This is a genomic window from Arthrobacter sp. TJ-58 (genome assembly GCF_058269295.1).
Genome location: NZ_JBZCNM010000001.1, coordinates 1173264 through 1198644, shown reverse-complemented (window position 1 = coordinate 1198644; position 25381 = coordinate 1173264). Strand labels below are relative to the sequence as shown.

The window sequence follows — 25381 nt, the reverse complement described above, 5'->3', positions numbered from 1 at the left end:
GGCCGTGCCGCGGCATGCAATCCGTGCCCGGACACGGGATACTGGAAAGATGACCGACGGAATTGAACAGGTAATTACGGCCGATTTTGATGTCTCGCAGTGGGAGCCCACGCCTTATCAGGTGGAGGGCACCAACAGTGAACTTTCCACCGTTCGCGCGGTGAAGATTTTTGAAGGGGACATTGTCGGCACCAGCGTTGCGGACCTCATCATGGCAGGCAACGCCGTCGGCGCCGGTTATGTGTGTTCCGAGGTCTTTGCCGGATCGATCGCGGGCAGGGAAGGGACCATGGTGATCCAGCACTGGGGCGTGGCGGAGGGAACGGCGACGGCCAGCTCCGGCCACATCATTCCGGGCTCAGGCACCCACGGGCTGGCAGGAATTGCCGGCAAGGCTGTCTTCACCCAGGAACCAGACGGCCAGCACCGGCTGGAGCTGCGGATCACGCTGCCCGAGCAGGCCTAAGCCGAACCCTTCCGCTACACGGACGCCGGCCAGGCCCACCAGAAGACGGCGGCTGCTGACGCCGCAATGACTGCGGCAAAGGCCGCCAGCCACAGCCCCGACGGCAACCCGGTTCGCTGGTACAGGATGAAGGCGTCAGAGCTTTGCAGGGACCTCCGGCGCCGGGTGTGGACGCTGAGCAGGTTCAGCCAGTCCCGCACCGCTCCCGCGAGCAGCGCCATGCCGATCCCCAGCGTGATGCACGAGACCGCAAACGGCGAAGAAAACCACACCAGCAGGACGGAAACGCCGGCGCAGCCGAACGCGATGAGCAGCCCCTGGGCATTGCGGATGAACACCAGTGCGGCCAGCAGGATCAGTGCCCCGGCGGAGAGCGCAAAGCCCGCCCAGCCGGTGAACGCCGCCCGGATCAGGAGCGCACCCACTACGGCCGGGACGGGATAACCCCAGAACCCGGTCCGGCTGCGCCCCATGCTGCGCATCTGGCCGGAATGGTCGAAGTGCAGCTGGATTCCCTTGACCACCTGGCCGGTCATCAGCGCGGCAAAGGCATGGCCGAGTTCGTGGACAAACGTGACGAAGAGCCCGAACCAGCGCCAAACACCCCGGGGGAGAGTCAGCAGGCCTGCGCCCGCGGCGATCAGCAGCAGAACCGGCCAGGACACTTCCAGCGGATCGCCGCGGGTAAAGCCTTCCGCGACCTTTGAAAACCACGCACCGATGACGGCCCCGGCAGTTCCGGCATCCACTAATACATTCTTTCCACTAAGAAACGGTTGCTGCAGATTCTTCCGCTGCGGATGAGCTGCGCTACAGGTCCAGCTGTCCGCGCAGAATCGAATCGCCGGAGTGGGCGGGATTGCCGTCATCGGGTTCATCGGAGATGTCCACCACGGGATACTGCTTCAGGTCCAGATCGGCAGGCAGCTCAAAGGTGCCTTCGGTGCCGTCCATGATTCCCACGCTGACCATCGACGACGCGTCCGGGGCCAGCAGCCACACCTCGCGGTAGCCCCGTGCCTCACTGCTGCTGGAGGTCACCACGAGTTCCCGCCTGCCGTCCGGAAGCTGGTCCACGACGGCGCTGCCGGTGTCGGAGTATGCGGCGAGGGGTGTCAGATCCACAGAGGCAACCACTTCCGGGCCCGGCTGGTTGACCTGGCGGACCGCACCCCAGGTGCCCGCGGCGGCAACGACGACGGCGGCTGCAGCTGCTGCCAGCCAGGTACCCGTGCGGCGCCGCCGCGCCCCGGCAAGCGACGTCACGGGGGCGGTGGAACCGGCCGGCCGCGCTGCCGGCGGGGTCTGCTGGTGCGCCGGTGCCAGCGGATCTTCGCGAAGACTTTCATCGAGGTTCAGTTCACGGTGAATGTTCTCCCAGACAGAGGAATCGGGTGCCGTTTCGCCGTCATCCTGCGCGGTTCCCGCCAGCCGGGCGGCGGTGACCACGCGCTCAAAGGAACCCAGATCAGCCCGGCAGCGCGGGCAGGCGTCCAGATGGGCACGTTCTTCGTCGGTGGCCGGTTCACCCAACGCCAGGAGGGTGAGCGCGTCATCGTGCAGGTGCTGCATCACTGACCTCCAATCGTTGCCTCAGATGGACGAGGCTTCGGCGTATATGGGTTTTAACGGTTCCAAGCGGCATTTTTAGCCGGTCCGCAATTTGCTGGTGGGTCAGGTCTTCGTGGAAGGCCAGCCGGAGGATGGATCCCTGCGGTTCACCGAGCCGGTCCAGCTCCGCTTCGATCACCACCTTGTCCGCGACGCGGTCCGGGTTGCCGACTCCGTCGTCGGCCTCTTCCCGCCTTTGCGATGCCGCCACCTCCCACATGCTCTCTTCGCGGGTCCGTGAGGTTCCCACGCCCACCGCAAAGTTTCGGGTGATTCCCACCAGCCAGGCCAGGAGGGTGGACCGCTCGGGCGAGTAGCTGGCCCGGTATTTCCAAGCCCGGATGAAGACTTCCTGGACCACGTCATCGGCAGCCGCGGCGTCGGCGAGGCGCCGCAGGGCCAGGGACCGGACCAGGGGAGCAAACCGCCGGTACGCCTCGGCGAGGGCAGCCTCGCTGCCGGAAGCGAAGGCACGGTCCAGTGCGGCATCCTGCTCCGGGGAACCGGCTGGCATCGGGTGCGGACTCCTGATCTCGGGAAGCCGCTCCCGTGCAGCGGGGCCTGTTGGCCCGCCAGGGGGGTCGGCAGTTTTCCCTATGATACCGGTGCCGCTGTCAGGACCACGTTATCTTCGTAGTCGTCCTGCGCTTCGAGCCATTTACCGCCGCACGTCACCAGTTTAAGCCGGGGCTCGCCGGTGCGCTCGAAGAGGCGGTGGCCGTCCAAAGTTTTCTTGGCGATGTTCTCCACACCTTCGGTAGCGTACCGCTGGATGGAGCCGTCCTCCCTCGTGACATTGATGATGGTGCCGGGCGCAATGTCCTTGAGTCCGGCAATCGGCAGCTGCTCAGTGCGTGAATCAACGTGGGCTGCGAGAACCGCGGAACCGGATGCAGCCCCGGGAGCCGGTCCGTACTTGTACCAGCCCGCCTGATAGTGGTTGTCGGGCAGTGTCATCGCTCCGTTGTCCTCGACTCCCACCGGAACCACCTCCAAATCAATCCCCGTCCCGTCCACCGTGACGCGTACCGGCTGCGGCACGCTGACCTCGGCCTCCGGCACCGCGGGGCGGATAGGGATGGTGGAAGGATCGACGGCGACAGTCTGCGGGGCGGAAGCTCCCGGTGCCGGGGCGGAAGAGGCCGGAGCTGAAGGGGCGGGGGACGAGGTTGCGGGGGAAGAGGTTTCGGCGGCGGGGAGCCGCTCAGTCTGCCCGCTGGTATCTCCGGAGCAGGCCGCAGAGCCGCCTGACAACGCAACCACTAGGGCTGCGCCGGCCCAAAATCTGCGCCCGGAGGCGGAATGCGGCATGGGGTGAAACGTCCTTTCCAGGGTGGGATCTGTTAATTCCAGCTCCGGGGAGGGGAGAGTGTGGCCGAAACGGCGGCCGGAAGTTTGCTCCGGCCGCCGTTCCACGGAAATCCCGGGTGCTTAGTTCCGGGCCCCTGCTGCCTTGTTGTTGCGGCGTGCCACTGCGGCTGCGCCGACGAGGAGCATCACTGCCACGGAAGCGCCTGCCGCAAGGGCTGCGCCGTTGCCGTCTTCAGAGGCTTCCAGCGCACTCGGAACGGCGTTCGGAGCCGATTCCATGCCGCCGATTGTCTGGGTGGCAAGGGCGAGGTTCCCGTCGGCCAGTGATCCCCACGCGTAGACGAAGGTGTGGGTTCCTTCGGGCAGCGTCAGATCGGCCGGGCCGATCACCGGAGCAGTGGTTCCTGCTGCGGCTACCGACGCGGAGATTGTTCCGGCGTCCACGGCCAGCGTCTTCTCGCCCGGGTTTTCCAGGTTGGTGATGACCGGGGCTCCGTTGGCCAGGACGTCCACGGCAGGTGCTGCGGCGTCGTGGCGCACCGTCAGGTGTGCCTTGCCCGGAGCCACCGTGGAAAGGTCGTTGGTGTAGAAGTTTGCCGTCGGTGCACCGGAGGCGTCGAGGTTGGCCACGGCCGTGTAGTTCCCGCCGGCAGCCAGGTTGACGTTTACCGGTCCAATGATCGGAGCCGAAGCATCTGCGGCGTCCGGCGCAGTGATGGCCAGCGCGTAGCTGCCGGCGGGCAGGTCAAGCGGTCCGGCAAGTGTCCCCGGAGTGAAATCGTCCAGGGTGAGTGCACCGTTGACGTACACGTCCACGGTGGTGTCGGGGATCGCATGCAGCACAGAGAGCTCGGCGGTGTCCGCAGCTGCGGCAGGGGTCATAAAGCCCACTGCAGCAGTCAAACCTGCTGCTGCTGCGAGGGCGGTGGCGGTCTTACGCATGGTGTCTCCTTGATGTTGGCTTCTTCGCCGGCAGCGAAGGTGTGGTGATGCTTACACCTCCTTTACCTGCGGGGGGCCGGGTTTGGATTCAACTTCAGGAGAAATCTTTTTGAGGCGGGGAACGAGGCGGAAAGGGGGAGAAGGACAAGGGGCGTGAAGGAGACATGCCGCGCAGAGACAGGCGCGGCGTCAGGGCGCGGCGGTCCAAGGGCTCCTCCTCCAGCCGTAGTATCATCGTTTGGTTGCCCCCCGTAGCTCAATGGATAGAGCAACGGCCTTCTAATCCGTAGGTTGCGCGTTCGAGTCGCGCCGGGGGGACTCAAACGAACCGGACTCAAACGAACCGGACTCAAACGAACCGGGCTTCGCCGCCCGCCGTCGGCCGCCCGCCCGCCGTCGTCCCCCCCCGCCAGTTCAGACCGCCGGGTCAGACCGCTTCCGCGGACACCGCACCCCCGCTGACCGTCACGGCGAAGCGGACACTGTTGCCGCTGGAACCGGGCAGCACCACGTCAGGGTGTTTTCCGTCCGGAACCTGGAAAGCCCGGAATTCCACCTCTCGGGCCCAGTCATACTCCGGCCGGTCTTCCACGGTTCCCATCGGAAGCACGGTTCCCGGGCGCACAAACAATGCGGCTTCCAGCACGGAGTAGGTCCGGGTGTGCCACCGCCCGCCCTGGAGCTGCTCACCGGATTCCAGATGGGTCCAGGTGCCTTCGGGAAGGTAGAAGGACACCGAACCCCCGGGGGTGAAGACCGGGGCCACCAGAAGGTCAGGCCCGAGCATGTACTGGCGGTCCAGCTGCGCACAGCCGGGGTCCTCCGGAAATTCAAGGAACATGGGGCGCATCAGAGGAGTTCCCTCGGAATGCGCCTGCTCCGCCGTCTTCAGCAAATACGGCATAAGCCGCATCTTCAGCCGGGTGAAGTGGCGCAGGACGTCGCTGGACTCGTCGTCGACCAGCCAGGGGACCCGGTAGGAATTCGATCCGTGCAGCCGCGAGTGTGAGGACAGCAGTCCAAAGGCGATCCACCTCTTGAACAGCTCCGGTTCCGGCGTTCCCTCGAACCCGCCAATATCGTGGCTCCAAAAGCCAAAGCCCGACGACGACAGCGACAGTCCGCCGCGCAGCGATTCGGACATGGCGGTGAAGGTGGACTCGCAGTCGCCGCCCCAGTGCACCGGCATCTTCTGTCCGCCCGCGGTGGCTGAGCGGGCGAAGAGTACGGCTTCGCCTTCCCCCCGCTCGGCGGTGAGCAGGTCAAAGACGCTCTGGTTGTACAGCTGCGCGTAGTAGTTGTGCATCCGCTGCGGATCCGAACCGTCATGCCACACCACGTCCGTGGGGATGCGCTCGCCGAAGTCTGTCTTGAAGGAGTCCACTCCCTGCCCCAGCAGCACCTGCAGCTGGTCCTGGTACCACTGGACCGCCTCCGGATTGGTGAAGTCCACCAGTGCCATGCCGGCCTGCCACATATCCCACTGCCAGAGGGATCCGTCGGCCTGTTTGACCAGATACCCCTTGTCCCGGCCTTCGGCGAACAGATGCGACCGCTGCGCAATGTAGGGGTTGATCCAGACGCACACCTTGAGCCCCCGGGCATGGAGGCGCCGGATCATGCCTTCGGGATCCGGGAAGGTCTGCGGGTCCCACACGAAATCGCTCCAGTGGAAGGCCCGCATCCAGTGGCAGTCGAAATGGAACACGGACAGGGGGAGGCTGCGCTCTTCCATGCCGTCGATGAAGGACATGACGGTGTCCTCGTCGTAGTCCGTGGTGAAGGAGGTGGACAGCCATAGTCCGTAGGACCAGGCCGGCAGCCGGGAGGGACGGCCGGTGAGCTCGGTGTACCGGCGCAGGATGTCCTTTGGCGTGGGACCGTAGATCAGGAAGTACTGCAGGCGCTGCCCCTCGACGCTGAACTGGGTCCGGGACACCACCTCGGAACCAATCTCGAAGGACACCCGCTCCGGCTGGTTCACGAAGACGCCGTAACCGTCATTGGTGAGGTAGAAGGGGACATTCTTGTAGGCCAGCTCGCTTGAGGTGCCGCCGTCCTCGTTCCAGATATCGATGGACTGCCCGTTTTTGGTGAAGGCGCCGAAACGCTCGCCCAGCCCGTAGACATTCGTTCCCACGCCCAGGCTCAGCTGTTCGTGGACAAAGGTCTTCCCCTCCCGGTCGGTGATGACTCCAATGCTGCGGGGCACCGAGGAAGTGAGCGTCCGGCCGTCTGCGGTGAAGTCCACCTGCCAGTCTCCGGCCGTGCTGATCCGCGCGCTGACATCGCCGGAAGTGAAGGTGACATGGGATTCGTCCTCCACGATCTTCACCGGCCCCGGCGACGGGTAAAGCTCAAAGTCCGGTCCCCGGTGCACTCCGCCCTGGAAATGCTCAATGGTCACGCCGATAACGTTGTCCAGGGGAGACTCGAAGGTGACGGTGATCTGCGGACAATTCAGTGCATCGCCGCGTCCGTTGATCTTCTGCGTGGGCGCATAGATCGCCAGCCGGTCGCCGTCGACCTCCACTGCGGAGATGTCCCGCGGGCGCAGAACGCTCATGCCCTGCTTGGGCAGCCAGTATCCATCAGTGAATTTCATTGCGTTCCTTCATCTCCGTCGTCGTCGTTCAAGAAGTAATCCGCTGCGTCAAGTACGCAGGCGCCGTAGGGCTGCAGGTCCAGGAGCGGGCCGGCCTCCCGGCCCGTGAGCAGGTCAACAGCCGGTCCCGGGAGGCGGAGGGTGTGCCCCAGCGGACCGTGGTTGAGCAGGAACAGCCACTGTCCGCGGACCACTGCCTCGACGTCCCCGGGCAGTCCCTCCGGAAATGCAGGCCGGATGCCGGCAGCGCGGAGCGCAGCCAGCAGCACCGCCGTCATGGCGGCGTCGTCCAGGTCCGCTCCCAGATACCAGCTCTGGCCCGCACCCCAGCGGTGGTGTGTCAGCACGGGCTTGCCCTTGAGCGGTCCGCCGGCAAAAGATGCCACAGCGTCGGCACCGTCCAGACGCAGGTCCTCACCCCAAAACTGCGCCTCAGCGGGAGCGTGGGCGCCCCCGGAAAAGGTGACGGGGCACGGCTCGGGAAGCGGAACCCACTCCTCGCCGCTGGCACCCAGGCACTTGTGCAGCACCGCCGGAAAGCGGCCGGTGGCCAGGCGTGCGTTTTCGTCCGCCACCGCGCTGAACGGCCCGACGAACAGGGCACCCCCGCCCTGGACATACTGATCCAGCGCCTGCGCATGGTCGTCCCGCAGGAGGAACAGGTTCGGCACCAGCACCAGGGCAAACCCGTCCAGGTCCGCGCCGGGATGCACTACCTCCACGGTGATGCCGTGCCTGCGCAGGGGCCGGTAGAAGGAGAGCATCTGGTCCATGACGCGCAGCCGCTCGGAGGGACGGGCGCTCTCCTCGGCGGCCCACCAGCTCTCCCAGTCGAAGAGGACGGCGATGCGCGCCGGAACGGACGTTCCCGCGACCGGCGCCAGCCGCCGCAGTTCTGCCCCCAGGGCTGCGGCTTCGCGGTAAACCCGGGTGTCCGCGCCGGCCAGCGGCACCACTGCCGAATGGAACCTTTCCGCTCCTGCAGCCGATTGCCGGAACTGGAAGAAGCACACGGCATCAGCGCCCCTCGCGACCGCCGACAGCGCATCCAGGCGAAGCGTCCCCGGTGCCTTGGGGACGTTGTGGCCGCGCCAGTTCACGGCCGACGTTGCGGATTCCATCAGAAGCCAGGGACGGCCGTCGCCGAGCCCGCGGCAGAGATCGTGGGTGAGCGAACCAAGATCCCGGGAGCCCGCGTCGGCGGGATCCGTGTACCAGTCATTGGCCACCACATCGATGTCTGGTGCGAAGGAAAAATAGTCCGCACCGCGGAAGAAACCCATGAAGTTGGTGGTCACCGGATGGTGCGGGTCGTGCCTGCGGATAATGTCCCGCTGCAGGCGGTAGAGGGAGAGCAGCTCGTTGGAGGTGAAGCGCTTGAAATCCAGGCTCTGCGCGGGATTGCCGATGTAGGGTGCCCGGCGCGGTGGAAGGATTTCCTCCCAGGCTGAATAGCGCTGACTCCAGAAGGCGGTGCCCCAGGCCCGGTTGAGCTCCCCGAGGGTGCCGTAGCGTTCCTGCAGCCAGCGCCGGAAAGCGCCTGCGCTTTCATCGTCGAAGCTGACCTGCCCCAATTCGTTTCCGACGTGCCACATGACGACGGCGGGATGGGAGGAGTACCTCGCGGCCAGGGCTTCCGTAACGGCAGCGGCCGCCTTCCGGTATTTGTCCGAGGAGGGGTTGAACTGGTTGCGGGAGCCGTACCAGAGGGTGTGGCCGTCCGCGTCCTGGGGGAGTGTTTCGGGGTACCGGTGGCCCAGCCAGGGCGGCGGGGACGCGGTGGGGGTCGCCAGATCCACCTGTATACCGCCCGCATGCAGCAGATCCAGTACGCGGTCAAGCCAGCCGAAGTTCCACTGTCCCTCCACGGGTTCCAGCTGTGCCCAGCTGAAGACGCCCACGGTCACAAAATTGATGCCGGCATCCTGCATGAGGGCGATGTCTTCGGGCCACGTTTCTTCGGGCCACTGCTCCGGGTTGTAGTCGGCGCCGTAGCGCAGGCCGTCGGAGGGGCCGTTGATACCGGGAAGAGAGTTCATCGAATCATTTCGACTTTCTGTGTTGCAATTACGGGAAAAAGACCGGCAAGTGCCCTTGTGCGGCTAGGATTTTGGAGAAGAAGTTGTCGAAACTTTCGACGACTGACAGCACATCTGCCCCGCCTGACGGCGTCGGGCGGTGAAGGAGGAACTGCGCCGATGCCCACCATGAGTGATGTGGCCCGCGCTGCGGGCGTCTCCGCGAGCACCGTCTCCTACGTGCTCAGCGGCAAACGCAGCATCTCCGAGCAGACCCGCCGCCAGGTGCAGGAGGCAATCGACAGGCTCGGCTACAGCCCGCATGCCGGCGCCCGTTCCCTGGCCTCCAACAGGTCCAATGTGCTGGGTCTGATGGCGCCGCTGCGCGCGGACGTCAATGTGAGCGTTGTGATGCAGTTTGTTGCCGCCGTCGTCTCTGCCGCCCGGGAGTTCAACCAGGATGTGCTGCTGCTGACCCAGGAAGACGCCGGCGGTATTGAGCGTGTGACCTCCCAGTCGATGGTGGACGGATTGATCATGATGGACATCGAGGCCGCCGACCCGCGGATCCCGCGGCTGGCCAAGCTGCGCAAACCCGCCGTGCTGATTGGTGTTCCCGACAACGCACAGGGCCTGAGCTGCGTGGATTTCGATTTTGCCGCTGCGTCCCGGATTGCCGTGCAGCATCTGGCCGGCCTGGGTCACCGGCACATCGCTTTCATCGGATCCCCGCCGGCGTCCCTCGCCCGCCACGCCACCTATGCCGACCGCGCCGCTGCCGGGTTCGAGCAGGCCTGCCGCAGTTCGGACATCAGCTTCAGCCTCCATGCCTGCGGCGCCACCTCCGCAGACCTGTCCGGCGTTCTGGACGAGCTCTTTGGAGCCGGAGCGGCGGGCCCGGCGGTCACGGGACTCGTGGTGCACAACGAATGGCTGGTTCCGATGCTGCGTGAAGCCCTCGGCGGTTTGGGCCTGAGTATTCCGAAGGACGTTTCGGTGGTGGCCGTAGCTCCCTCGGATGTGGCCACGGCATCCCTGCACCCCTGGACGGCTGTCAGTATCCCGGCCACGGACATCGGACGTGCCGCGGTGGAAATGGTGATGCACCGGCTGAATGCGGACAAACCCGTGGAAATGCGGCTGATCGTTCCGGCCCTCGATATCCGGGGAACGACGGCGGCCCCGCCTGTGCGCTGATCGCGCAGCTTCCGCATGGGGGACCGCCGCGGCTTCGCTCCGGATCCTCAACCCTTGACCGCACCGATCATGACGCCCTTGGTGAAGTGCTTCTGGACAAAGGGATAGACGAAGAGGATGGGAATCATCGCAATCACGATCACGGCCATCTGCAGCGCCAGCGACGCTGCGACACCCTGCCCCACGTCAATCTGGCCCGGCACCGACACGCCCTGGAGCACGTAGGAGCGGAGCACCACCTGAAGCGGATTCTTGGAGCTGTCGTTGATGTAGAGGATGGCGTTGAAGAACGCGTTCCAGTAGCCCACCCCGTAGAACAGGGCAATCACGGCGGTAACCGCCTTGGACATGGGCAGCACAATCTGGGCCAGGATCCGCCATTCGCTGGCACCGTCTATGCGCGCACTGTCCAGGATTCCCTGGTCAATTCCCATGAAGAATCCGCGCAGGATGATGATGTTGAAGACGGAAACGGCACCGGGAAGGATGAGCGCCCAGTAGGAGTTGATCAGCCCCAGCCCCGATACCAGCAGGTAGGTCGGAATCATCCCGGCTCCGAAGAACATGGTGATCAGCAGAGTGAACAGGATGGGGGTGTGGGCGAAGGTTCCCGGCCGTGACAGGCCATAGGCGCAGAGGACGGAAACAACCATGCTCAGCACCGTTCCCACTGTTGTGACGCCCACGCTCACCGCCACCGCCCGGGTCACCACTCCGCCGTCGAGGATCTGGCGGTAGGCATCAAACGTGATCCCGTCCGGAATAAGGACCAGCCCGCCGGCCCCGGTGATGGTGGCCTGTGATGACAGGCTCGTCAGCACAATGGTGTAGAGCGGACCGAGGACTGCCAGGACCACGGCAACCAGTACTGCGGCTTTGGTGATCTTGCCGGCAGTGGACGGTTCCTCCTCCCAGGCCGGCCTGGTGGAGCGCCCGCGGGCCTTGTCTTCCATGAGAACTGTCATGACTTTGAATACACCCCGTTTTCGCCCATCAGGTGGGCAATCTTGTTAGCCCCGAGGATCAGTCCCAGGGACACCAGGCCCTTGATCAGCCCGGCGGCTGCCGCGTAGCTCCAGTCGCCGTTTTGCACACCCGTGTAGTAGACAAAGGTGTCCAGTACCTCCGAGGCGCCGGAACCCACCGCATCGCGCTGAAGTATGAGCTGCTCAAAGCCCACTGACAGGGCATCGCCCAGCCTCAGGATCAGCAGCAGGATGATCACCGGACGCAGTCCGGGCAGGGTGATGTGCCACAGCCGCTGCCGGCGGTTGGCGCCGTCCACGGCCGCCGCTTCATACTGCGCCGGATCAATGGCGTTCAGTGCTGCGAGGAATACGATGATGCCCCAGCCGGCGTCCTTCCAAATGGCCTGTGACGTAATGAGGAAGAGGAAGGTGTCCGGGTTGGTCATGATGTCCATGCCGCCCCAGCCCCTGGATCCGAGCAGCTGGTTGAGCAGTCCGGCGCCGCCGAAGATCTGCTGGAAGATCGAAACCACAAGCACCCAGGAGAAGAAGTGGGGCAGGTAGACAACGGCCTGGATGGTGGCGCGCAGGCCCGGGCGCACCAGCGAATTCAGCAGCAGCGCCAGGGCAATCGGCACGGGGAAGAAGAACACCAGCTGGAAGGCAGTAATCACCAGGGTGTTCTTTACCGCCAGATAAAAGCCCGGATCGGTGAACACCCGGGCAAAGTTCTGCAGGCCCACCCAGGGGCTGTTACCTATTCCAATGAACGGTGAGTAGTCCTTAAAGGCAACAATGTTGCCCAGGATCGGGATATAGGCGAAAACCACCAGCAGTGCGACGGCGGGAAGCGTCATCAGCAGCATCGAACGGTCCCGCCGCAGCCTGGTTCCGAGGCTCAGCCTTCGGGCGGGCGCGACCTTGCCGGGTTTCCGGGGTGCGTCCTTGATATGTGCCGGGGCGGGCGCACTTGGCGCACCGGCCGTCACGCTGCGCACGGCCGGATCCACGGAGGTGGGAGCACTGTCGCTCATCAGGCGCTGAGGAAGCCGGCGTAGAAGTCGCGCAGTTCATCGCCGCCGGACTTCTTCCACGTTGCCAGCGCGGAGTCGAGGTCGGAAATCTTTTTGCGGCCGCGGACGATGTCCTTCGCCAGATCGTCAAAGGGCGCGCCCAGGGACGCAAACTTGGTGTCTTCCTGGATCTGCATGCCGAAGAACAGGCCTTCCTGCACGTTGGGGGCCTGCCGCGCTTCCCATTCGCTGCGCTCCTGGACGTACCCGGGGTACTGCACCATGGAGTTCACCACCGGCGGGCTGACCAGGAAGGCGTAGGTGCTGGTGACCTCGTTGCGCCCCTTGTCCGTGGCCTCCGGAATGTTCCGGTCATCCAGTTCATAGTGGACCCCCTCGACGCCGTTGACGATGAGCTGGTTTTCCACCGTGCCAAAGGGTGCGGCCATGTAATCGGCCAGGGCCAGGATTTCTTCGATTTTCGCCGGGTCGTCGGTCTTCTTGATGAAGCTGAAGATGCTGGCGGGGGAGGCCTTGAACAGGGCCGGTTTGCCGCCGTCGGGCGCAAAATAGTCCATGGCCTGCATCCGGAAGTTGGGGTTGGTGGGCAGCACCCGGGCCAGGGCCTCATGCCAGCTGCCCAGGCCGTCGCCGGTCATCAGCGTGGCGCCGGACTCAAAGCGGGACTTTGCCATTTGAGTGTTTCCGGCCACGGCATCCGGGTGGACGGCTCCCGAAGCGAAGAGCTGGGCGGTCCATTCCAGGGCGGCGCGGTATTCGTCGCTTTCCAGCTTGTGCTGGAGTTTCCCGTCCACTTCCTTCCACATCGGCACTACGCCGTGCATGATCTGCGCCAGGTTCCAGACGTCTTCCGATCCCCACCGGTTCTTGGACGCATCGGTGGCTTCCTTGGCGACCTCCAGATATTCAGCCGCTGAGGTGGGCTGCTCCAGCCCCAGTTCTTCGAACAGATCAGCCCGGAAGAAGAGGGCGTCGTTGAGCAGGGTGCCGGGGTAGGGCAAGCCGTAGAGCCCGCCGCTGAAAACACTGTATTTCCAGGCATCGGTGGGAAGGTTCGCAAGGTTGGGGTATTTCTTGACCTTGTCTCCTGCGAGGTATTCGGACAGGTCTGTGAACAGGTTCTCGGCCGCCTGCCCAAACCGGGGCGGCAGGTTCCAGGAGGGAATGACCACCCAGTCCGGAACATCCTTGGGCGAGGCCAGTACGGTCTGGATCTTGTCGCCGTAAGTGTTGCCGTCATTGACTTGAAAGTTGATGGTGGCGCCCAGTTCCTTGTTCACCGCTGCGTAGTAACTGTTGCCCGGGGCCGCGGGTGGAACCGACCACCAGGCGGGTGACATGGCCGTGTAGGTTCCGCCCTTACCCGGAGTGGAGGCAACTGACTTTGTCAGCTGAGCCGGGACGGTGGTGAAACCGGGAGTGGAGCCGTTGACGCCGGCAATGTCCGGCGTGACGAGGTCAATCGGATAGTAGTTGGGGATGAGCTTGGCGATGCTCTCGCCCAATCCCGAGGAGGAAGTGATCTGGGTGGTCGAGCTTCCGCTGCCGCAGGCTGTCAGCGCGGCGGGGATGCTGGCTGCCACCGCGACGCCGCCCAGGAGTCCCAGAAAGGAGCGGCGGTTCACCGGGCGCTGGCCAAGCTGGCCCAGGAGTGACGCTGCGGTGCCCGGCTGCGTGGTTTGCGGATGGTTGCGCGTGGATCTGTTGAGCGGCATGGTCCACTCCTTTGTGGTCAGAAGGCGGGGCGGGTGATCGGCGTGATCACGACCGTGAATAGTATCGAAGCGATTCGATTGAGTTGACCATAAAGCAGGCATGGGTTGGATGCAAGCATCTCGTGTGATTTGTGACACGCCGTAGGATGGCAGTACTTCAGCGCACCACCGGCGCTTTTCAACGCTGCAGAAGCGGAAATGCGGGTGCTCCATCCGGAGAAGCGGTTCGACAAATACCAATGATTGGAAGACCACATGGCAACACCCCCGGCAGTCCGTACGCCTGAATCGCTCCTCGCGGCGCTGACGGTGAGCCAAAAGGCCGCACTGCTCCACCAACACTCGCCTCAGCTGGACGATCCGGAGCTGGCCGAGTTCCGCACCGGCACGGAAGCTGCCCACGGTGTGGCCTGGCTCGGAACGGCCACGGTGTTTCCCCAAACCGTCGGATTGGCTGCCACCTGGGACGAAGATCTGATTCGGCGGGTGGGAAGCGTTGTGGCAGCTGAAGTGCGCACCAAAAAGATGCTCGATCCCACCGTGAGCCTCAACGTGTGGGCGCCGGTGGTCAACCCGCTGCGGCATCCGCTCTGGGGCCGCAATGAGGAAGGGTTTTCCGAGGACCCGCGGCTCACCGGCCTGCTTGCCGCCGCGTACTGCAGCGGCCTGCGCGGAGAGGGGAACCGGTGGGAGACGGTTCCCACCCTGAAACACTTCCTGGGCTACAACAATGAAACGGACCGCAGCGTTTCTTCCACCCAGCTGCGGCTGCGGGTGCTGCACGAGTATGAGCTCCCGGCTTTCCGCATTCCCGTGGAGGGCGGGGACGTCGGAGCGGTCATGCTTTCCTACAACCTGGTCAACGGGCGCCCGGCCCATGTCAGTGACCTGGTCCGGGACCATCTGCGCCGGTGGACCGGGGGAGAGGACCTGGTGGTGGTCACTGACGCGGGGGCGCCCACCAGCCTGTACACCGCGGAGAAATACTTTCCCGACGCCGTGGCAGCCCACGCCGCCGCCGTCCTGGCCGGGGTGGACAACTTCACCGACGACGGCGAGAACTCCGCCCCGACCGTGGGCTATCTGCTGGCGGCCCTCGAAAGCGGCCAGCTTTCGGAGGCTTATATCGACCGCAGCGTACTGCGCCTGCTGCTGCTGCGCGCACGGACGGGGGAGTTCAGCGGCCAGAAGAAGGCTGTATCTGCAGTACCTGCTGCATCTGCGGCAACCACCACACCTGCTACCCCCGAATCCGCGGGAATCTCCGCGCGTGCCCTCGCCGCTGAGGCTGCGGCAAAGTCGGTGGTACTGCTCCGCAACGAACCCGCGGCCGCACGGACGGCAGAAGGTTCCGCCCCTGCGGGACAGGCTGAGCCTGCGGCTCCCCTCCTGCCGCTTTCAGCGGCCGGCGGACGTGTGGCGGTGATCGGCACGCTGGGCACCAGGGTCCTGACTGACTGGTACAGCGGAACACCCGAATACACGGTCAGCCCCGGAGCCGCCCTTGCGGAACGCTTCGACCGCGTCAGCATCCTGGAGGGAACGGACACCATTGCCCTGAGGAGTGTGCGCACCGGCAGGTATCTGGGATCAGCCGACGCCCGCACCTCCCTCACAGCCTCCGCGGACGCGCCCGGTGAGCCGGAGCGCTTCAGCCTCAAGGACTGGGGCAGCGGAGACCTGACCCTGCGCAGTGCAGCCAACGGGCTGCTGCTGAGCGGGGCCGGCGGCTCCTACCTGTATCCGTCGGCGGAACGGGTGGGCGGCTGGGAGGTGCAGGAAACTTTCCGCTTCCACCGGGCACCGGACGCAACCGTGGCCATCCAGCACATTGGCACCGGAAAATGGATCCGCGTCGAGGCCCACACGGGCAGTGCCGTATTGATCCGGGGAACCGAAGCGGATGCGGACCGGTTCATCCTGCGCACCGTGCAGGCCGGGATCCCCGCGGCGTCAGAGGCGGCAGCGGCGGCGGACGTCGCCGTCGTCGTCGTGGGAAACGATCCGCACCTGGGCGGCCGGGAGACACTGGACCGGACTACCCTGGAGCTTTCCCCTGCGGATGCCGAACTGGTCCGCTCAGTCCGCGAAGCCAACCCGCGCACCGTGCTGGTCATCGTCTCCTCCTATCCGTATGCGCTCGGCGCGCTCGCCGACCTGCCCGCCGTGGTGTGGTCCTCGCACGGCGGGCAGGAGCTGGGCCGCGGGCTGGCCGCCGTCCTGGCCGGGGACATTGAACCCTCCGGGCGCCTGCCGCAGACCTGGTATGCCTCGGACGCGGACCTGCCGGACATCCTGGATTACGACATCATCGCGTCAGCAGGCACCTATCAATACAGCGAAGCGGAGCCGCTGTTTCCGTTCGGTCACGGGCTCTCCTACGGCTGCGTGCATTACGACGGCGTGCGCGTCCTGTCGGAGCCGGGTGCGGCCATGCCCGCAGGCGCGGCACTGGACGTAGACGTCACAGTGTCCAATGACGGACCGCGGCCGGCCTCCGAGGTAATCCAGCTCTACGTTGCTGCTCCGGGCCACCGCTTCGACTTTCCGCGGCGCCGCCTGGCGGCCTATGCCCGGGTGTTGCTGCAGCCGGGGGAGCGGCGGACCGAGAGGATCAGCGTCAGCAGCGATGCCTTCGAGACATACAGCGTGAGCGCGGGCCGGATGCTGGTGGAACCGGGCAGGTATCTCCTGTTGGCGGGATCCTCCGCGGGAAACCTGCCGCAGCAGGCAGTGGTCGACGTCGGCGGGGAGGGAAGCCCGATGCGCAGCATCGGCAAGCCGGTACGGGCTGAGAGTTTTGACGCCTGCGGCAACCTCGAGCTGGTTCCCGAGACCCGCGACGCCGGCACGGCAGTGGCACCGGCCGATCCCTTCCGCCCGGCCTGGGCTGTGTATCGGGGCTGGGCGGACACCGGAGCCTCCGCCGCGGAACTTCAAGTCGCCCGGTCAGCCGGGGGCAGCGTGGAAATCCAGGCGATGGACGGGGCCGGAGGATGGATTCCGGCCGGACACGGCGGTGCATCCGCTGCCGTGCCTGATGGTTTCAGCGGGGATGTGGTCCTGGAGCTGCCAAAGGGCGGGGAGGAATTCCGGGTGGTGCTTCGCGGGCCCGTCACGCTGTCATCACTGCGCTTGGTTTGATGCCCGCATCGTTTGATGTCCCCGTCCTTATTGTCAGGCTCTCTTTCTCCTGCACAGGTTGTTCCTGAGGGCGGCGAGACGCCTGTTGTCCACAGCCGCGGAGGGAGGGGAGCTCGGAGGGTAAGCCGGGGCTGAGACTGGGGGCATGCCGTTGGATTTCCCCCGCCGGCACCCGACATCTTGTGCGGCCCGGGAAGTTCCGGGCCGCACTCCGGGCCCAGATTCAGAGACCCAGACAGGCAGGAAGCACATGAACGACACCATCACCATCCGGGGATACGTTGCCACTGACGTTCGAAGCACCACAGCGGACAGCGGACTCGCGATAGCCGGGTTCCGGATGTGCACCACTGAAAGGCGGTATGACAGGGACACCGGCAGCTGGGCGGACGGCCAGACCAACTGGTATTCCGTTTCCCTCTTTCGCCAGCTGGCCACCAACGCGGCCTTCAGCATTCACAAAGGGGACCGGGTGATCGTGACCGGCAGGCTCAAGGTCCGGCAGTGGGCCACGGACGACGGCAGGAGCGGCACCTCGGTGGATATCGACGCCGAGAGCGTCGGCCACGACCTCATGTGGGGGACCGCCAATTACCGGCGCAACGTTCAGGATCGAACCGCAACCGGCACCGCGGAGGAAACTGCGGGCCCGGGGGCTGGGGAAACCGAAACCGATGACCTGCCGGCGGATCTGGATTTGGAGACCGGTGAACTGGCCGGAACGGACTCCGGCGAGCCCCTGCACGGCATTGCCGGCATCGGCGGGGATGCCGCTGATGCCGCTGATGCCGGGAGTGGATCTGAAGCTGTGAGTGCCTCGGGCACCGGGGCTGCCGCTGCCGAAGACGGGCCGGATGATCCGTTCGTGATGCCCGGGGCGCCGGTTGCGGCGGCTGGGGGACGGGGGCGTGGCAGAATGGGCGGATGATTCGCGTACGCCGCAACAGCAGGCTTCCCGGAGTTGTCCTTTCGGTACTGGTGCTCAGCTCCGTGGGCCTGCTTGCTCCCGCCTCGGCCCCGGCATCGCCTTCCACCTCGCCCGTCGCATCATCCCTGGACTCGGCATCAGCCGTGACCTCCGCGTCCGCCTCGGCCCGCGGAGTTCAGATAGAGGGGGTTCAGCAGACGGTACCTCCGGCCACTGGGGACAAAACGGCCCGAAGCCTGACGGAGGCCATGGAAGCGCTCGCAGCCGCGGAGCCCAGCCCTAACCGGGCGATGATTCGGGACGCTTTTATCGCAGCCGGGTTTGCCGGCGATTCGGTGGAAGTCTCGCTGGACGTGACGCCCACCGGCCTCGCCGTGGATTCCATTCGGGGAGCCGCGGCGGACCAGGGGTCGTGCACCTTCGGCGAGGTGCGGGAGGGCCAGGTGTCGGTCAGCGTGCTCCCGGTGCTCGACAGCGGATTCTGTTTCGTGGGCGACCAGCGGTAGTTCCTGCGGAGCCGGCCAGCCGTACCCCGTGGGCGCCTGCCAGCCGTAGCCGTGAAGGGACGCCTGCGGTCAAATGGCACTTATCGCCGTTGACCCACTAGCCTTGAACGTATGGCGGAATTTATCTACACGATGACCAAGGCCCGCAAGGCTGTTGGCGACAAAGTTATCCTCGACGACGTAAGCATGTCCTTTTTCCCAGGTGCCAAGATCGGCGTGGTGGGTCCCAACGGTGCGGGTAAGTCCACCATCCTCAAGATCATGGCCGGCCTGGACACCCCCTCCAACGGCGAGGCCCGGCTCAGCGCCGGCTACACGGTGGGCATCCTGCTCCAGGAACCGCCGTTGAATGAGGAAAAGACCGTACTCGGCAACGTCCAGGAGGGCGTTGGCGAGATCTATGCCAAGATTCAGCGCTTCAACGAAATCTCTGAGGCAATGTCGGAGCCCGATGCGGACTTCGACAGCCTGCTGGATGAAATGGGCAAACTGCAGGAAGCCATCGACGCTGCCGACGCCTGGGACATTGATTCCCAGCTGGAGCAGGCCATGGATGCCCTCCGGTGCCCGCCGGCCGATGCCGACGTCACCCTGCTCTCCGGCGGTGAGCGCCGCCGGGTGGCACTGTGCAAGCTGCTGCTGCAGAAGCCGGACCTGCTGCTCCTCGACGAGCCCACCAACCACTTGGACGCCGAAAGTGTGCTCTGGCTTGAGCAGCACCTTTCCGCCTACCACGGTGCTGTTCTGGCCGTGACCCACGACCGGTACTTCCTGGACCACGTGGCCCAGTGGATTGCTGAAGTGGACCGCGGTCACCTGTACCCGTACGAGGGCAACTACTCCACGTACCTGGAGAAGAAGCGCGCCCGTCTGGAAGTCCAGGGCAAGAAAGACCAGAAGCTGGCCAAGCGCCTCACCGAGGAACTGGACTGGGTCCGTTCCAACGCGAAGGGCCGCCAGACCAAGTCCAAGGCGCGCCTTGCCCGCTATGAGGAAATGGCAGCCGAGGCAGACCGCACCCGCAAGCTGGACTTCGAAGAAATCCAGATCCCGCCGGGACCGCGCCTGGGTTCGCTGGTGCTGGAGGCCAAGGACCTGCAGAAGGGCTTCGGCGACCGCCAGCTCATTGACGGCCTGTCCTTCTCGCTGCCGCGCAACGGCATCGTCGGCGTGATCGGCCCCAACGGTGTGGGTAAGTCCACGCTGTTCAAGACCATCGTTGGCCTGGAAGAGCTCGACGGCGGTGACCTGAAGATCGGTGACTCCGTCAAGATCTCCTACGTTGACCAGTCCCGCGGCGGCATCGACCCGGAGAAGAGCCTGTGGGAGGTTGTGTCCGAAGGCCACGACTGGATCCAGGTCGGCCAGGTGGAAATGCCTTCCCGCGCCTACGTCTCCGCTTTCGGGTTCAAGGGCCCGGACCAGCAGAAGAAGGCCGGGGTGCTCTCCGGTGGTGAGCGCAACCGCCTGAACCTGGCGATGACCCTGAAACAGGGCGGAAACCTGCTCCTGCTCGATGAGCCCACTAACGACCTGGACGTGGAAACCCTCTCCAGCCTGGAAAACGCCCTGCTGGAATTCCCGGGCTGTGCCGTGGTTGTCTCTCACGACCGGTGGTTCCTGGACCGGGTGTCCACCCACATCCTGGCCTATGAAGGCACCGAGGAAAACCCGGCGAACTGGTACTGGTTCGAGGGTAACTTCGAGGCCTACGAGCAGAACAAGATTGAGCGGCTGGGCCCGGATGCGGCCACGCCGCACCGCGTGACCCACCGCCGTCTGACCCGCGACTAGTCAGACCCGCTGGATAAGAAGAACCCGCTGGACAAGAAGAACCCGCCCCGTGTACGCACGGGGCGGGTTCTTTTTGGTTCAGCTCCGGGATGTTACTGCTTTTCCGGAACGCGGAGCATGCCTTCCTGGGCAACCGTGGCAACGAGTTCTCCGGCGCGGTTGAAGATTCGCCCGCTGGCCAGGCCCCGGGCGCCGGAAGCGCTCGGCGATTCCTGGACGTACAGCAGCCAGTCGTCCATGCGCAGGGGCCGGTGCCACCACATGGCATGGTCCAGGCTGGCAATGGACATGCCCGGGGTGGACCACGGCAGGCCGTGCCGCCGCAGGATGGATTCCAGCAGCGTGTAGTCACTGGCATAGGCGAGAGCGGCGCGGTGCAGGTTCTGGTCATCGGGCATGGGGCCGAACGTCTTCATCCATACGGCGTTGCGGGCCACCCGTTCCGGCGCAGCTTCAAAGTACACGGACTTTTCCACGTGGCGGATGTCCATGGGCCGCTGATGGGACCAGGCCTTGGCCACGGGGTGGTCGATGCCCTCGAGCAGCTCCGCCGTGGTGGGCAGGGACTCCGGCTCCGGAATGCCTTCCGGCATCTGAACCTGATGGTCCAGGCCCTCATCGGGTTCCTGGAAGGACGCAATCAGGGACAGGATGGGCTTGCCGTTCTGGTAGGCATGCGTCCGGCGGGCTGAAAAGGACCGCCCGTCCCGCAGCCGCTGCACGCCAAAAGTGATGGGAATCTCAGTGTCTCCCGGGCGCAGGAAGTAGCCGTGCATGGAGTGCATCAGCCGGCCGGGTTCCACGGTGCGTGCCGCGGCAATGAGTGACTGGCCCAGCACCTGTCCGCCGAAGACGCGTTTGCGCGGCTCCGGTTGGGATCCGCCCACAAAGATGTCTTCGTCGGTCTGCGCGCCGTCGGCAGGGCTGAGGTTCAACAGGCTCAGCAGGGAAGCAGTGGGATCGGCGGTGTCAGCCATGGGTGGTTAGTCTCCTAGGACAAATTTCATGCGGTGGTGAAGGCCCCGGAAAGCGCCCGGGCCCTCTTCGAGGTTAGACGTTCCCGCCGGTTCGGCCCAAGCCGGGCAGGAATGCACTGCAGCCTGCAGGGTTTGAGAGGATAGGTGAATGCCTATCAACCGTTTCCCCCTCCAATTGCGCTTTGGCGACGAGGATTCCAACGGGCACGTGAACAACGTGCGCTTTGTCCAATTCCTGGAAGAGGCCCGGGTGCGCCTGAGTCTGCTGCCGCTGGGTGCGGATTTGTCGCCGGATAATCCGGCTGAAAGCTTCCGCTCGGTGACGTCCCGCACCGGGATGACGCTGGTGGCCCGCCAGGAAATCGAATACCGCGCCCCTCTGGTTTACCGGCCGGAACCTGTCTGGGTTGAAGTGTGGGTGACGGGCATCGGTGCTTCCAGCCTGACGTACGGGTTCCGGATTGCCGACTACGACGGCGGCAGGGTCTATGCCTACGCCGAGTGCACACTGGTGATGGCTGATGCCCAAACGGGGCGTCCGACAGCCCTGTCCGATATGCAGATCCGGGTGTTGGAGGGCTGGCGCGGGGAACCTGTTCCGTTCCGGGCGAGCGAGGTTAACCGATGACGGCGTCAACCGAGCTGGTCCTGGCGGATCCCCAGGTCGCAGCCGATCTGCGGACCTTCGTGGTCCGCGCGCGTGCCGCCGATGACGGTGCCGTGCGCCTTCAGGCCGTGGGATCGGTGCTCGCTGCCTATGTATGCACCCTGCGCCCGCGGGCACTGGGGGAGGATGTGCCCACCGTGCTGGGGATGCGGACCATGCCCCTGGGGTCGCCGGCGCAGCTCGACACCGCGGTGTCCCTGGCTTCCGTTGCGGACCGGCTGGCCCGCATGGGGGAGTCCGACACCGTGCTTCCGGTCCCGCCCATGACCGTCACCGAAAGCTGGACCGGGGTGGGTGCGCCCCGCAGCGGATGGGAGCGCGGCGAGGACGTTCCCCACAAGTTGCTGGAACAGGCTGCCCACCGCGGGATCAGGGAAGTGGCGGCGTTGGTTCCGGCCAGCTCCGGAGCGCCCGTGGTCAACACTGCCCGCGGCGCCGTATGGGGCCAGCGTTTGCCGGAAGTCAGCGCGTCCATTCCGGCCGGGGCCGCGTTTGCGGCACTGACGCTGGGCTTCCTGCCGGCCAACACCGAGGGACAGGCCGCCGTCTTCCACTGCGGCCGCTGGACACGCCTGAGCATGCCGCGCGGCCATGTCCTGATCCGCTCGGCCTCCGTCCTCGGCTGACCGGGCTGACTGCTGGGCTGACGGGGCGGTTTCGGGCCGGCTAAGCGGAGTTAAGCGGAATTGACCATCGAGTGCGCAGCCCGCTCCAGGTAATCCCAGAGCGTTGCTTCGTGCAGCGGGGAGAGCTCCAGGGTGTCGACGGCGTCGCGCATGTGCTTCAGCCACGCGTCACGTGCCTGGGGCGTGACGGCGAAGGGCATGTGCCGCATCCGCAGGCGCGGGTGTCCGCGTTCCTCGGAATACGTCTTGGGTCCGCCCCAATACTGCTCGAGGAAGCCCCGCAGACGATCCTTGGCGGCGGTCAGGTCCTCTTCCGGATACATGGGCCGCATCAGCGGATCATCGGCCACGCCGGAGTAAAAGACGTCCACGAGTTTTACGAAGGTGGCGTGTCCGCCCACGGCCTCGTAGAAATTCTCCGTGTAGGCCGGCTGCGAGAACGCCGGCTGCACGGACAGCGGCATGGCGGGCCGGTTTTCGGAAGGTGTGCTCATTATGAATCTCCCTTGGCAGAGGCAGCGGCAGAGGTGGGGGCAGCGGCGGCGTCGGTGTGCTCGGCGGGAGCTGCCTCCGGCTCGCGGTAGGTGCCCTGGGAACGGTTGCCGACCTTGGCCAGCTCCCCGTTGCGGATGTACCAGATGACGCCGCGCTCATCCACGATGCGGGTGATGCGGATGCCCACGGACTGCACGGTGCCGATCGTGTCGCCCACCTCAATCACGTCACCAATGCCGTACTGGTCCTCGATGGTGATGAAGAATCCGGCCAGGGCGTCGCGGATCAGCTCGCGGGCGCCGAAACCAAGGGTGATGCCCACGATTCCCACGCTCGCGATCAGCGGAGCGATGTTGATGCCGACGGCGCCGAGCACCATGATGATCACCACGGTCCAAATGCACAGGCTCACCGCACTGCGCAGGAGCGCACCGATGGTGTCCGCACGCTGGGCGCGGCGCTTTTTGTCCAGGTTCCGCATCACCGGCTGCGCCCATTTCAGCTTGGACGAGCTGAAGAGCGCATACCCCTTCTGGGCACGCTCGACAACGCGGTTGATCAGGAACCTCGCTGCCGTCCAGACCAGCAGCCCGATCACGATAATGACTCCGGCCTCGATCAGGCCGGACCAGTCAAAGTCCTGAATGGTGATGGAAGAGGTGTCGATTTCTGCGGCGGTCAGCAACGGACGGTTACCGTCCCTTTCATTCGGGGAATCATTCGGGGTCGCTTGTCTGCCGTGTTGGCAAGCAAGCTGCGGGCACAGACAAGGCTACCGGGATAGGCTCCCAACATGCGCATCCTCATTCTTGGTGGAACCCGGTTTTTGTCCCGTGAAGTTGCCCGGCAGGCAGTGGCCCGCGGCCATGACGTCACATGCCTCGCCCGCGGAGAGTCGGGGCCGCCCGTCACCGGCGCGGCCTTTGTCTCCGCGGACCGGGAGAACGGCGCCGCCGCCTATGACGGGCTCGACGGCGGCTGGGACGCAGTGATCGACGTCGCCCGCAAGCCGGCGCAGGTTCAGGACGCGCTGCAGGCGCTGGCCGGACGCAGCAGCCATTGGTCCTTTGTCTCCACGTCCTCGGTGTACGCGTCCAACAGCACTCCGGGCGAGGACGAAAGTGCCGACCTGGTTCCTGCGCTGGAAGCAGTTGACGGAGTGTTTTCGGATCCGGCGGACAACGAATACGGCCGGGCCAAGGTTGCCTGCGAACTCCTGGTGCGGGATCTGGGCCCGGCGAATGTCCTTATCACCCGGCCCGGGCTGATCGCCGGGCCGGAAGATGAAAGCGACCGGTTTGGTTACTGGCCGGCACGCGTGGCGCAGGAACGCAGCCCTGTCCTGATGCCGCCCATGGCCGAGGCCATGACCCAGACCGTGGATGTGCGTGATCTGGCGCTGTGGCTGGTCACCGGAGCCGAGGATGCGAGGTCGGGCACGTTCAACGTCATGGGTCCCTCTGTGCCCTTCGGCGAACTGCTGTCCCTGGCCACCGACGCCGCGGAGTTTCACGGGAGCTTCCGCACTGCGGACCCGCAGTGGCTGCATGAGCAGGGCGTTGCCTACTGGGCGGGCAGCGAATCACTGCCGCTGTGGCTGCCGCCGGAGTATGACGGCTTTTCCACCCGTTCCAATGCCGCTGCACTGGAGGCGGGTCTTAGCCTGCGCCCCGTTGAGCACACGGTCCGCGACGTCCTTGCCGACGAGCAGGCCCGGGGGCTGCACCGGGAACGGAAGTCGGGACTGTCCGCTGCCCGGGAAACGGCGTTGCTTGCTGCGCTGGGGGAAACCGGCAACACCGGCCTGGTCTAGCCGGCCACAAGTATTTCGGGTTGGTGCAGCACCGGAAAGTTCACGCTGCGGGCAATGAAACACAGCCGGTTGGCTTCCGCGTGCAGTTCCGCGGCGGCAGCAGCTGAGCTGTCTGCTGTCACGGTGACCCGCGGCCGCAGCACCGCACCCGTGAACTCGCCGCTGCCGTCCCGGTTCAGGCGCAGGGTGCCTTCGGCGTCGTCGGAGTAGGCCACCACGGTGATGCCGTGTTTCACGGCAACGTGCAGGTAGGACAGCATGTGGCACTGAGAGAGCGCCGTGAGCAGCAGCTGTTCCGGATTCCAGCGGTCCCGGTCGCCGTGAAAGGTGGGATCGGCGGTGCCGGCCAGATCAGGCAGGCCGGCAGCGCGGATGACGTGGTCGCGGCCGTAGCCCCGGTACGTCTTGGTGCCCTCGCCGCGGTTCCCCGTCCATTCCAGGGAAATTGCGTACCGGTGTTCGGAAAGATCCATGGCTCCTGGCATTTCTCGTTTGTATGAATTCGTCTGGGACAGGCCGACGGCGGTGCGCTGCAGAACAGTCCTGCGCGCACCGCCGTCGGCT

At 65.4% G+C, this 25381-nt stretch carries 23 protein-coding genes and 1 tRNA gene; 10 read left to right on the top strand and 14 right to left on the bottom strand.

Annotated features, from left to right (window positions below):
* The first annotated feature begins 49 nt into the window (after positions 1 to 49).
* Complete coding sequence (locus AC4D2W_RS05555) at positions 50 to 466, top strand: DUF3224 domain-containing protein (RefSeq protein WP_490925883.1); 417 nt, start codon at positions 50 to 52, stop codon at positions 464 to 466.
* A 14-nt stretch (positions 467 to 480) separates the two neighbouring features.
* Here AC4D2W_RS05555 and AC4D2W_RS05550 read toward each other — a convergent pair whose 3' ends face one another.
* The 5 genes from AC4D2W_RS05550 to AC4D2W_RS05530 all read right to left on the bottom strand — a co-directional run bounded on the left by AC4D2W_RS05550 (position 481) and on the right by AC4D2W_RS05530 (position 4330).
* Positions 481 to 1215, bottom strand: a complete 735-nt coding sequence (locus tag AC4D2W_RS05550; RefSeq protein WP_490925882.1) for a M50 family metallopeptidase — start codon at positions 1213 to 1215, stop codon at positions 481 to 483.
* Between the two features lie 61 nt (positions 1216 to 1276).
* The gene (locus tag AC4D2W_RS05545; protein ID WP_490925881.1) at positions 1277 to 2038 is read right to left on the bottom strand and encodes an anti-sigma factor; all 762 of its coding nucleotides are present in this window, start codon (positions 2036 to 2038) and stop codon (positions 1277 to 1279) included.
* Positions 2019 to 2591 carry an RNA polymerase sigma factor gene (locus tag AC4D2W_RS05540; RefSeq protein ID WP_490925880.1) on the bottom strand — a complete coding sequence of 191 codons (573 nt, stop codon included), beginning with the start codon at positions 2589 to 2591 and terminating at the stop codon, positions 2019 to 2021. The genes AC4D2W_RS05545 and AC4D2W_RS05540 overlap by 20 nt, the downstream gene beginning before the upstream one ends.
* Before the next feature lie 80 nt (positions 2592 to 2671).
* Positions 2672 to 3388, bottom strand: a complete 717-nt coding sequence (locus AC4D2W_RS05535; RefSeq protein ID WP_490925879.1) for a class F sortase — start codon at positions 3386 to 3388, stop codon at positions 2672 to 2674.
* A gap of 120 nt (positions 3389 to 3508) precedes the next feature.
* A complete protein-coding gene (locus AC4D2W_RS05530; protein ID WP_490925878.1) occupies positions 3509 to 4330 on the bottom strand; it encodes a DUF4397 domain-containing protein in 822 nt (273 codons plus the stop codon).
* A 245-nt stretch (positions 4331 to 4575) separates the two neighbouring features.
* Between AC4D2W_RS05530 and AC4D2W_RS05525 the strand changes: the two genes are divergently transcribed.
* Positions 4576 to 4648: transfer RNA gene (locus AC4D2W_RS05525), tRNA-Arg, on the top strand.
* A 109-nt stretch (positions 4649 to 4757) separates the two neighbouring features.
* Here AC4D2W_RS05525 and yicI read toward each other — a convergent pair.
* On the bottom strand, positions 4758 to 6935 hold the full coding sequence (gene yicI, locus AC4D2W_RS05520) for an alpha-xylosidase (protein ID WP_490925877.1): 2178 nt from the start codon (positions 6933 to 6935) through the stop codon (positions 4758 to 4760).
* The gene (locus AC4D2W_RS05515; RefSeq protein WP_490925875.1) at positions 6932 to 8974 is read right to left on the bottom strand and encodes a beta-galactosidase; all 2043 of its coding nucleotides are present in this window, start codon (positions 8972 to 8974) and stop codon (positions 6932 to 6934) included. The genes yicI and AC4D2W_RS05515 overlap by 4 nt, the downstream gene beginning before the upstream one ends.
* A 159-nt stretch (positions 8975 to 9133) precedes the next feature.
* On the opposite strand from AC4D2W_RS05515, the gene AC4D2W_RS05510 reads away from it, so the two are divergent.
* Positions 9134 to 10150, top strand: a complete 1017-nt coding sequence (locus tag AC4D2W_RS05510; protein ID WP_490925874.1) for a LacI family DNA-binding transcriptional regulator — start codon at positions 9134 to 9136, stop codon at positions 10148 to 10150.
* Positions 10151 to 10197: 47 nt separating this feature from the next.
* On the opposite strand, the gene AC4D2W_RS05505 is transcribed toward AC4D2W_RS05510, so the two are convergent.
* The 3 genes from AC4D2W_RS05505 to AC4D2W_RS05495 are packed head-to-tail and all read right to left on the bottom strand — an operon-like array spanning position 10198 to position 13867.
* Positions 10198 to 11115 carry a carbohydrate ABC transporter permease gene (locus tag AC4D2W_RS05505; RefSeq protein WP_490925873.1) on the bottom strand — a complete coding sequence of 306 codons (918 nt, stop codon included), beginning with the start codon at positions 11113 to 11115 and terminating at the stop codon, positions 10198 to 10200.
* Entirely contained in the window at positions 11112 to 12152 is a 1041-nt protein-coding gene (locus AC4D2W_RS05500) for an ABC transporter permease (RefSeq protein WP_490925872.1), read from the bottom strand. The genes AC4D2W_RS05505 and AC4D2W_RS05500 overlap by 4 nt, the downstream gene beginning before the upstream one ends.
* A complete protein-coding gene (locus tag AC4D2W_RS05495; protein ID WP_490925871.1) occupies positions 12152 to 13867 on the bottom strand; it encodes an extracellular solute-binding protein in 1716 nt (571 codons plus the stop codon). The genes AC4D2W_RS05500 and AC4D2W_RS05495 overlap by 1 nt, the downstream gene beginning before the upstream one ends.
* A 255-nt stretch (positions 13868 to 14122) precedes the next feature.
* Between AC4D2W_RS05495 and AC4D2W_RS05490 the strand changes: the two genes are divergently transcribed.
* The 4 genes from AC4D2W_RS05490 (at position 14123) to ettA (ending at position 20239) form a co-directional block, all read left to right on the top strand.
* Positions 14123 to 17011 carry a glycoside hydrolase family 3 C-terminal domain-containing protein gene (locus AC4D2W_RS05490; RefSeq protein ID WP_490925870.1) on the top strand — a complete coding sequence of 963 codons (2889 nt, stop codon included), beginning with the start codon at positions 14123 to 14125 and terminating at the stop codon, positions 17009 to 17011.
* A gap of 250 nt (positions 17012 to 17261) precedes the next feature.
* Positions 17262 to 17939, top strand: a complete 678-nt coding sequence (locus tag AC4D2W_RS05485) for a single-stranded DNA-binding protein (protein WP_490925869.1) — start codon at positions 17262 to 17264, stop codon at positions 17937 to 17939.
* Positions 17936 to 18445, top strand: coding sequence for a DUF6993 domain-containing protein (locus AC4D2W_RS05480; protein ID WP_490925868.1), 510 nt, complete (start codon positions 17936 to 17938; stop codon positions 18443 to 18445). Before AC4D2W_RS05485 ends, AC4D2W_RS05480 begins: the two co-directional genes overlap by 4 nt.
* Positions 18446 to 18556: 111 nt before the next feature.
* Complete coding sequence (gene ettA, locus AC4D2W_RS05475) at positions 18557 to 20239, top strand: energy-dependent translational throttle protein EttA (RefSeq protein WP_490925867.1); 1683 nt, start codon at positions 18557 to 18559, stop codon at positions 20237 to 20239.
* Positions 20240 to 20331: 92 nt separating this feature from the next.
* Here the strand turns inward: ettA and AC4D2W_RS05470 are convergent, their stop codons facing one another.
* Entirely contained in the window at positions 20332 to 21216 is an 885-nt protein-coding gene (locus AC4D2W_RS05470; RefSeq protein WP_490925866.1) for an acyl-CoA thioesterase, read from the bottom strand.
* 148 nt (positions 21217 to 21364) lie between these two features.
* Here AC4D2W_RS05470 and AC4D2W_RS05465 point away from each other — a divergent pair, with 148 nt between their 5' ends.
* Positions 21365 to 21844, top strand: coding sequence for an acyl-CoA thioesterase (locus AC4D2W_RS05465; protein ID WP_490925865.1), 480 nt, complete (start codon positions 21365 to 21367; stop codon positions 21842 to 21844).
* Entirely contained in the window at positions 21841 to 22509 is a 669-nt protein-coding gene (locus tag AC4D2W_RS05460) for a DUF8185 domain-containing protein (RefSeq protein ID WP_490925864.1), read from the top strand. Before AC4D2W_RS05465 ends, AC4D2W_RS05460 begins: the two co-directional genes overlap by 4 nt.
* A 50-nt stretch (positions 22510 to 22559) precedes the next feature.
* Here AC4D2W_RS05460 and AC4D2W_RS05455 read toward each other — a convergent pair whose 3' ends face one another.
* Positions 22560 to 23003 carry a globin gene (locus AC4D2W_RS05455; RefSeq protein ID WP_490925863.1) on the bottom strand — a complete coding sequence of 148 codons (444 nt, stop codon included), beginning with the start codon at positions 23001 to 23003 and terminating at the stop codon, positions 22560 to 22562.
* Positions 23003 to 23689: a mechanosensitive ion channel family protein gene (locus AC4D2W_RS05450; protein WP_490925862.1), complete on the bottom strand. Its 687-nt coding sequence runs from the start codon at positions 23687 to 23689 to the stop codon at positions 23003 to 23005. Before AC4D2W_RS05450 ends, AC4D2W_RS05455 begins: the two co-directional genes overlap by 1 nt.
* A gap of 108 nt (positions 23690 to 23797) precedes the next feature.
* On the opposite strand from AC4D2W_RS05450, the gene AC4D2W_RS05445 reads away from it, so the two are divergent.
* Positions 23798 to 24817: an NAD-dependent epimerase/dehydratase family protein gene (locus tag AC4D2W_RS05445; protein ID WP_490925861.1), complete on the top strand. Its 1020-nt coding sequence runs from the start codon at positions 23798 to 23800 to the stop codon at positions 24815 to 24817.
* On the opposite strand, the gene AC4D2W_RS05440 is transcribed toward AC4D2W_RS05445, so the two are convergent.
* Positions 24814 to 25290, bottom strand: a complete 477-nt coding sequence (locus tag AC4D2W_RS05440) for an OsmC family protein (protein WP_490925860.1) — start codon at positions 25288 to 25290, stop codon at positions 24814 to 24816. The genes AC4D2W_RS05445 and AC4D2W_RS05440 overlap by 4 nt on opposite strands.
* Between the last annotated feature and the right edge of the window lie 91 nt (positions 25291 to 25381).

Excerpts from the sequence above, each read along its gene's own strand:
- ettA (WP_490925867.1), top strand. The coding sequence starts at position 18,557 with ATGGCGGAATTTATCTACACGATGACCAAGGCCCGCAAGGCTGTTGGC.
- AC4D2W_RS05455 (WP_490925863.1), bottom strand. The coding sequence starts at position 23,003 with ATGAGCACACCTTCCGAAAACCGGCCCGCCATGCCGCTGTCCGTGCAG.
- AC4D2W_RS05515 (WP_490925875.1), bottom strand. The coding sequence starts at position 8,974 with ATGAACTCTCTTCCCGGTATCAACGGCCCCTCCGACGGCCTGCGCTAC.
- AC4D2W_RS05540 (WP_490925880.1), bottom strand. The coding sequence starts at position 2,591 with ATGCCAGCCGGTTCCCCGGAGCAGGATGCCGCACTGGACCGTGCCTTC.
- AC4D2W_RS05445 (WP_490925861.1), top strand. The coding sequence starts at position 23,798 with ATGCGCATCCTCATTCTTGGTGGAACCCGGTTTTTGTCCCGTGAAGTT.
- AC4D2W_RS05485 (WP_490925869.1), top strand. The coding sequence starts at position 17,262 with ATGAACGACACCATCACCATCCGGGGATACGTTGCCACTGACGTTCGA.
- AC4D2W_RS05465 (WP_490925865.1), top strand. The coding sequence starts at position 21,365 with ATGCCTATCAACCGTTTCCCCCTCCAATTGCGCTTTGGCGACGAGGAT.
- AC4D2W_RS05480 (WP_490925868.1), top strand. The coding sequence starts at position 17,936 with ATGATTCGCGTACGCCGCAACAGCAGGCTTCCCGGAGTTGTCCTTTCG.
- AC4D2W_RS05490 (WP_490925870.1), top strand. The coding sequence starts at position 14,123 with ATGGCAACACCCCCGGCAGTCCGTACGCCTGAATCGCTCCTCGCGGCG.
- AC4D2W_RS05555 (WP_490925883.1), top strand. The coding sequence starts at position 50 with ATGACCGACGGAATTGAACAGGTAATTACGGCCGATTTTGATGTCTCG.
- AC4D2W_RS05545 (WP_490925881.1), bottom strand. The coding sequence starts at position 2,038 with ATGCAGCACCTGCACGATGACGCGCTCACCCTCCTGGCGTTGGGTGAA.
- yicI (WP_490925877.1), bottom strand. The coding sequence starts at position 6,935 with ATGAAATTCACTGATGGATACTGGCTGCCCAAGCAGGGCATGAGCGTT.
- AC4D2W_RS05535 (WP_490925879.1), bottom strand. The coding sequence starts at position 3,388 with ATGCCGCATTCCGCCTCCGGGCGCAGATTTTGGGCCGGCGCAGCCCTA.
- AC4D2W_RS05505 (WP_490925873.1), bottom strand. The coding sequence starts at position 11,115 with ATGACAGTTCTCATGGAAGACAAGGCCCGCGGGCGCTCCACCAGGCCG.
- AC4D2W_RS05500 (WP_490925872.1), bottom strand. The coding sequence starts at position 12,152 with ATGAGCGACAGTGCTCCCACCTCCGTGGATCCGGCCGTGCGCAGCGTG.
- AC4D2W_RS05530 (WP_490925878.1), bottom strand. The coding sequence starts at position 4,330 with ATGCGTAAGACCGCCACCGCCCTCGCAGCAGCAGCAGGTTTGACTGCT.
- AC4D2W_RS05460 (WP_490925864.1), top strand. The coding sequence starts at position 21,841 with ATGACGGCGTCAACCGAGCTGGTCCTGGCGGATCCCCAGGTCGCAGCC.
- AC4D2W_RS05470 (WP_490925866.1), bottom strand. The coding sequence starts at position 21,216 with ATGGCTGACACCGCCGATCCCACTGCTTCCCTGCTGAGCCTGTTGAAC.
- AC4D2W_RS05510 (WP_490925874.1), top strand. The coding sequence starts at position 9,134 with ATGCCCACCATGAGTGATGTGGCCCGCGCTGCGGGCGTCTCCGCGAGC.
- AC4D2W_RS05440 (WP_490925860.1), bottom strand. The coding sequence starts at position 25,290 with ATGGATCTTTCCGAACACCGGTACGCAATTTCCCTGGAATGGACGGGG.
- AC4D2W_RS05495 (WP_490925871.1), bottom strand. The coding sequence starts at position 13,867 with ATGCCGCTCAACAGATCCACGCGCAACCATCCGCAAACCACGCAGCCG.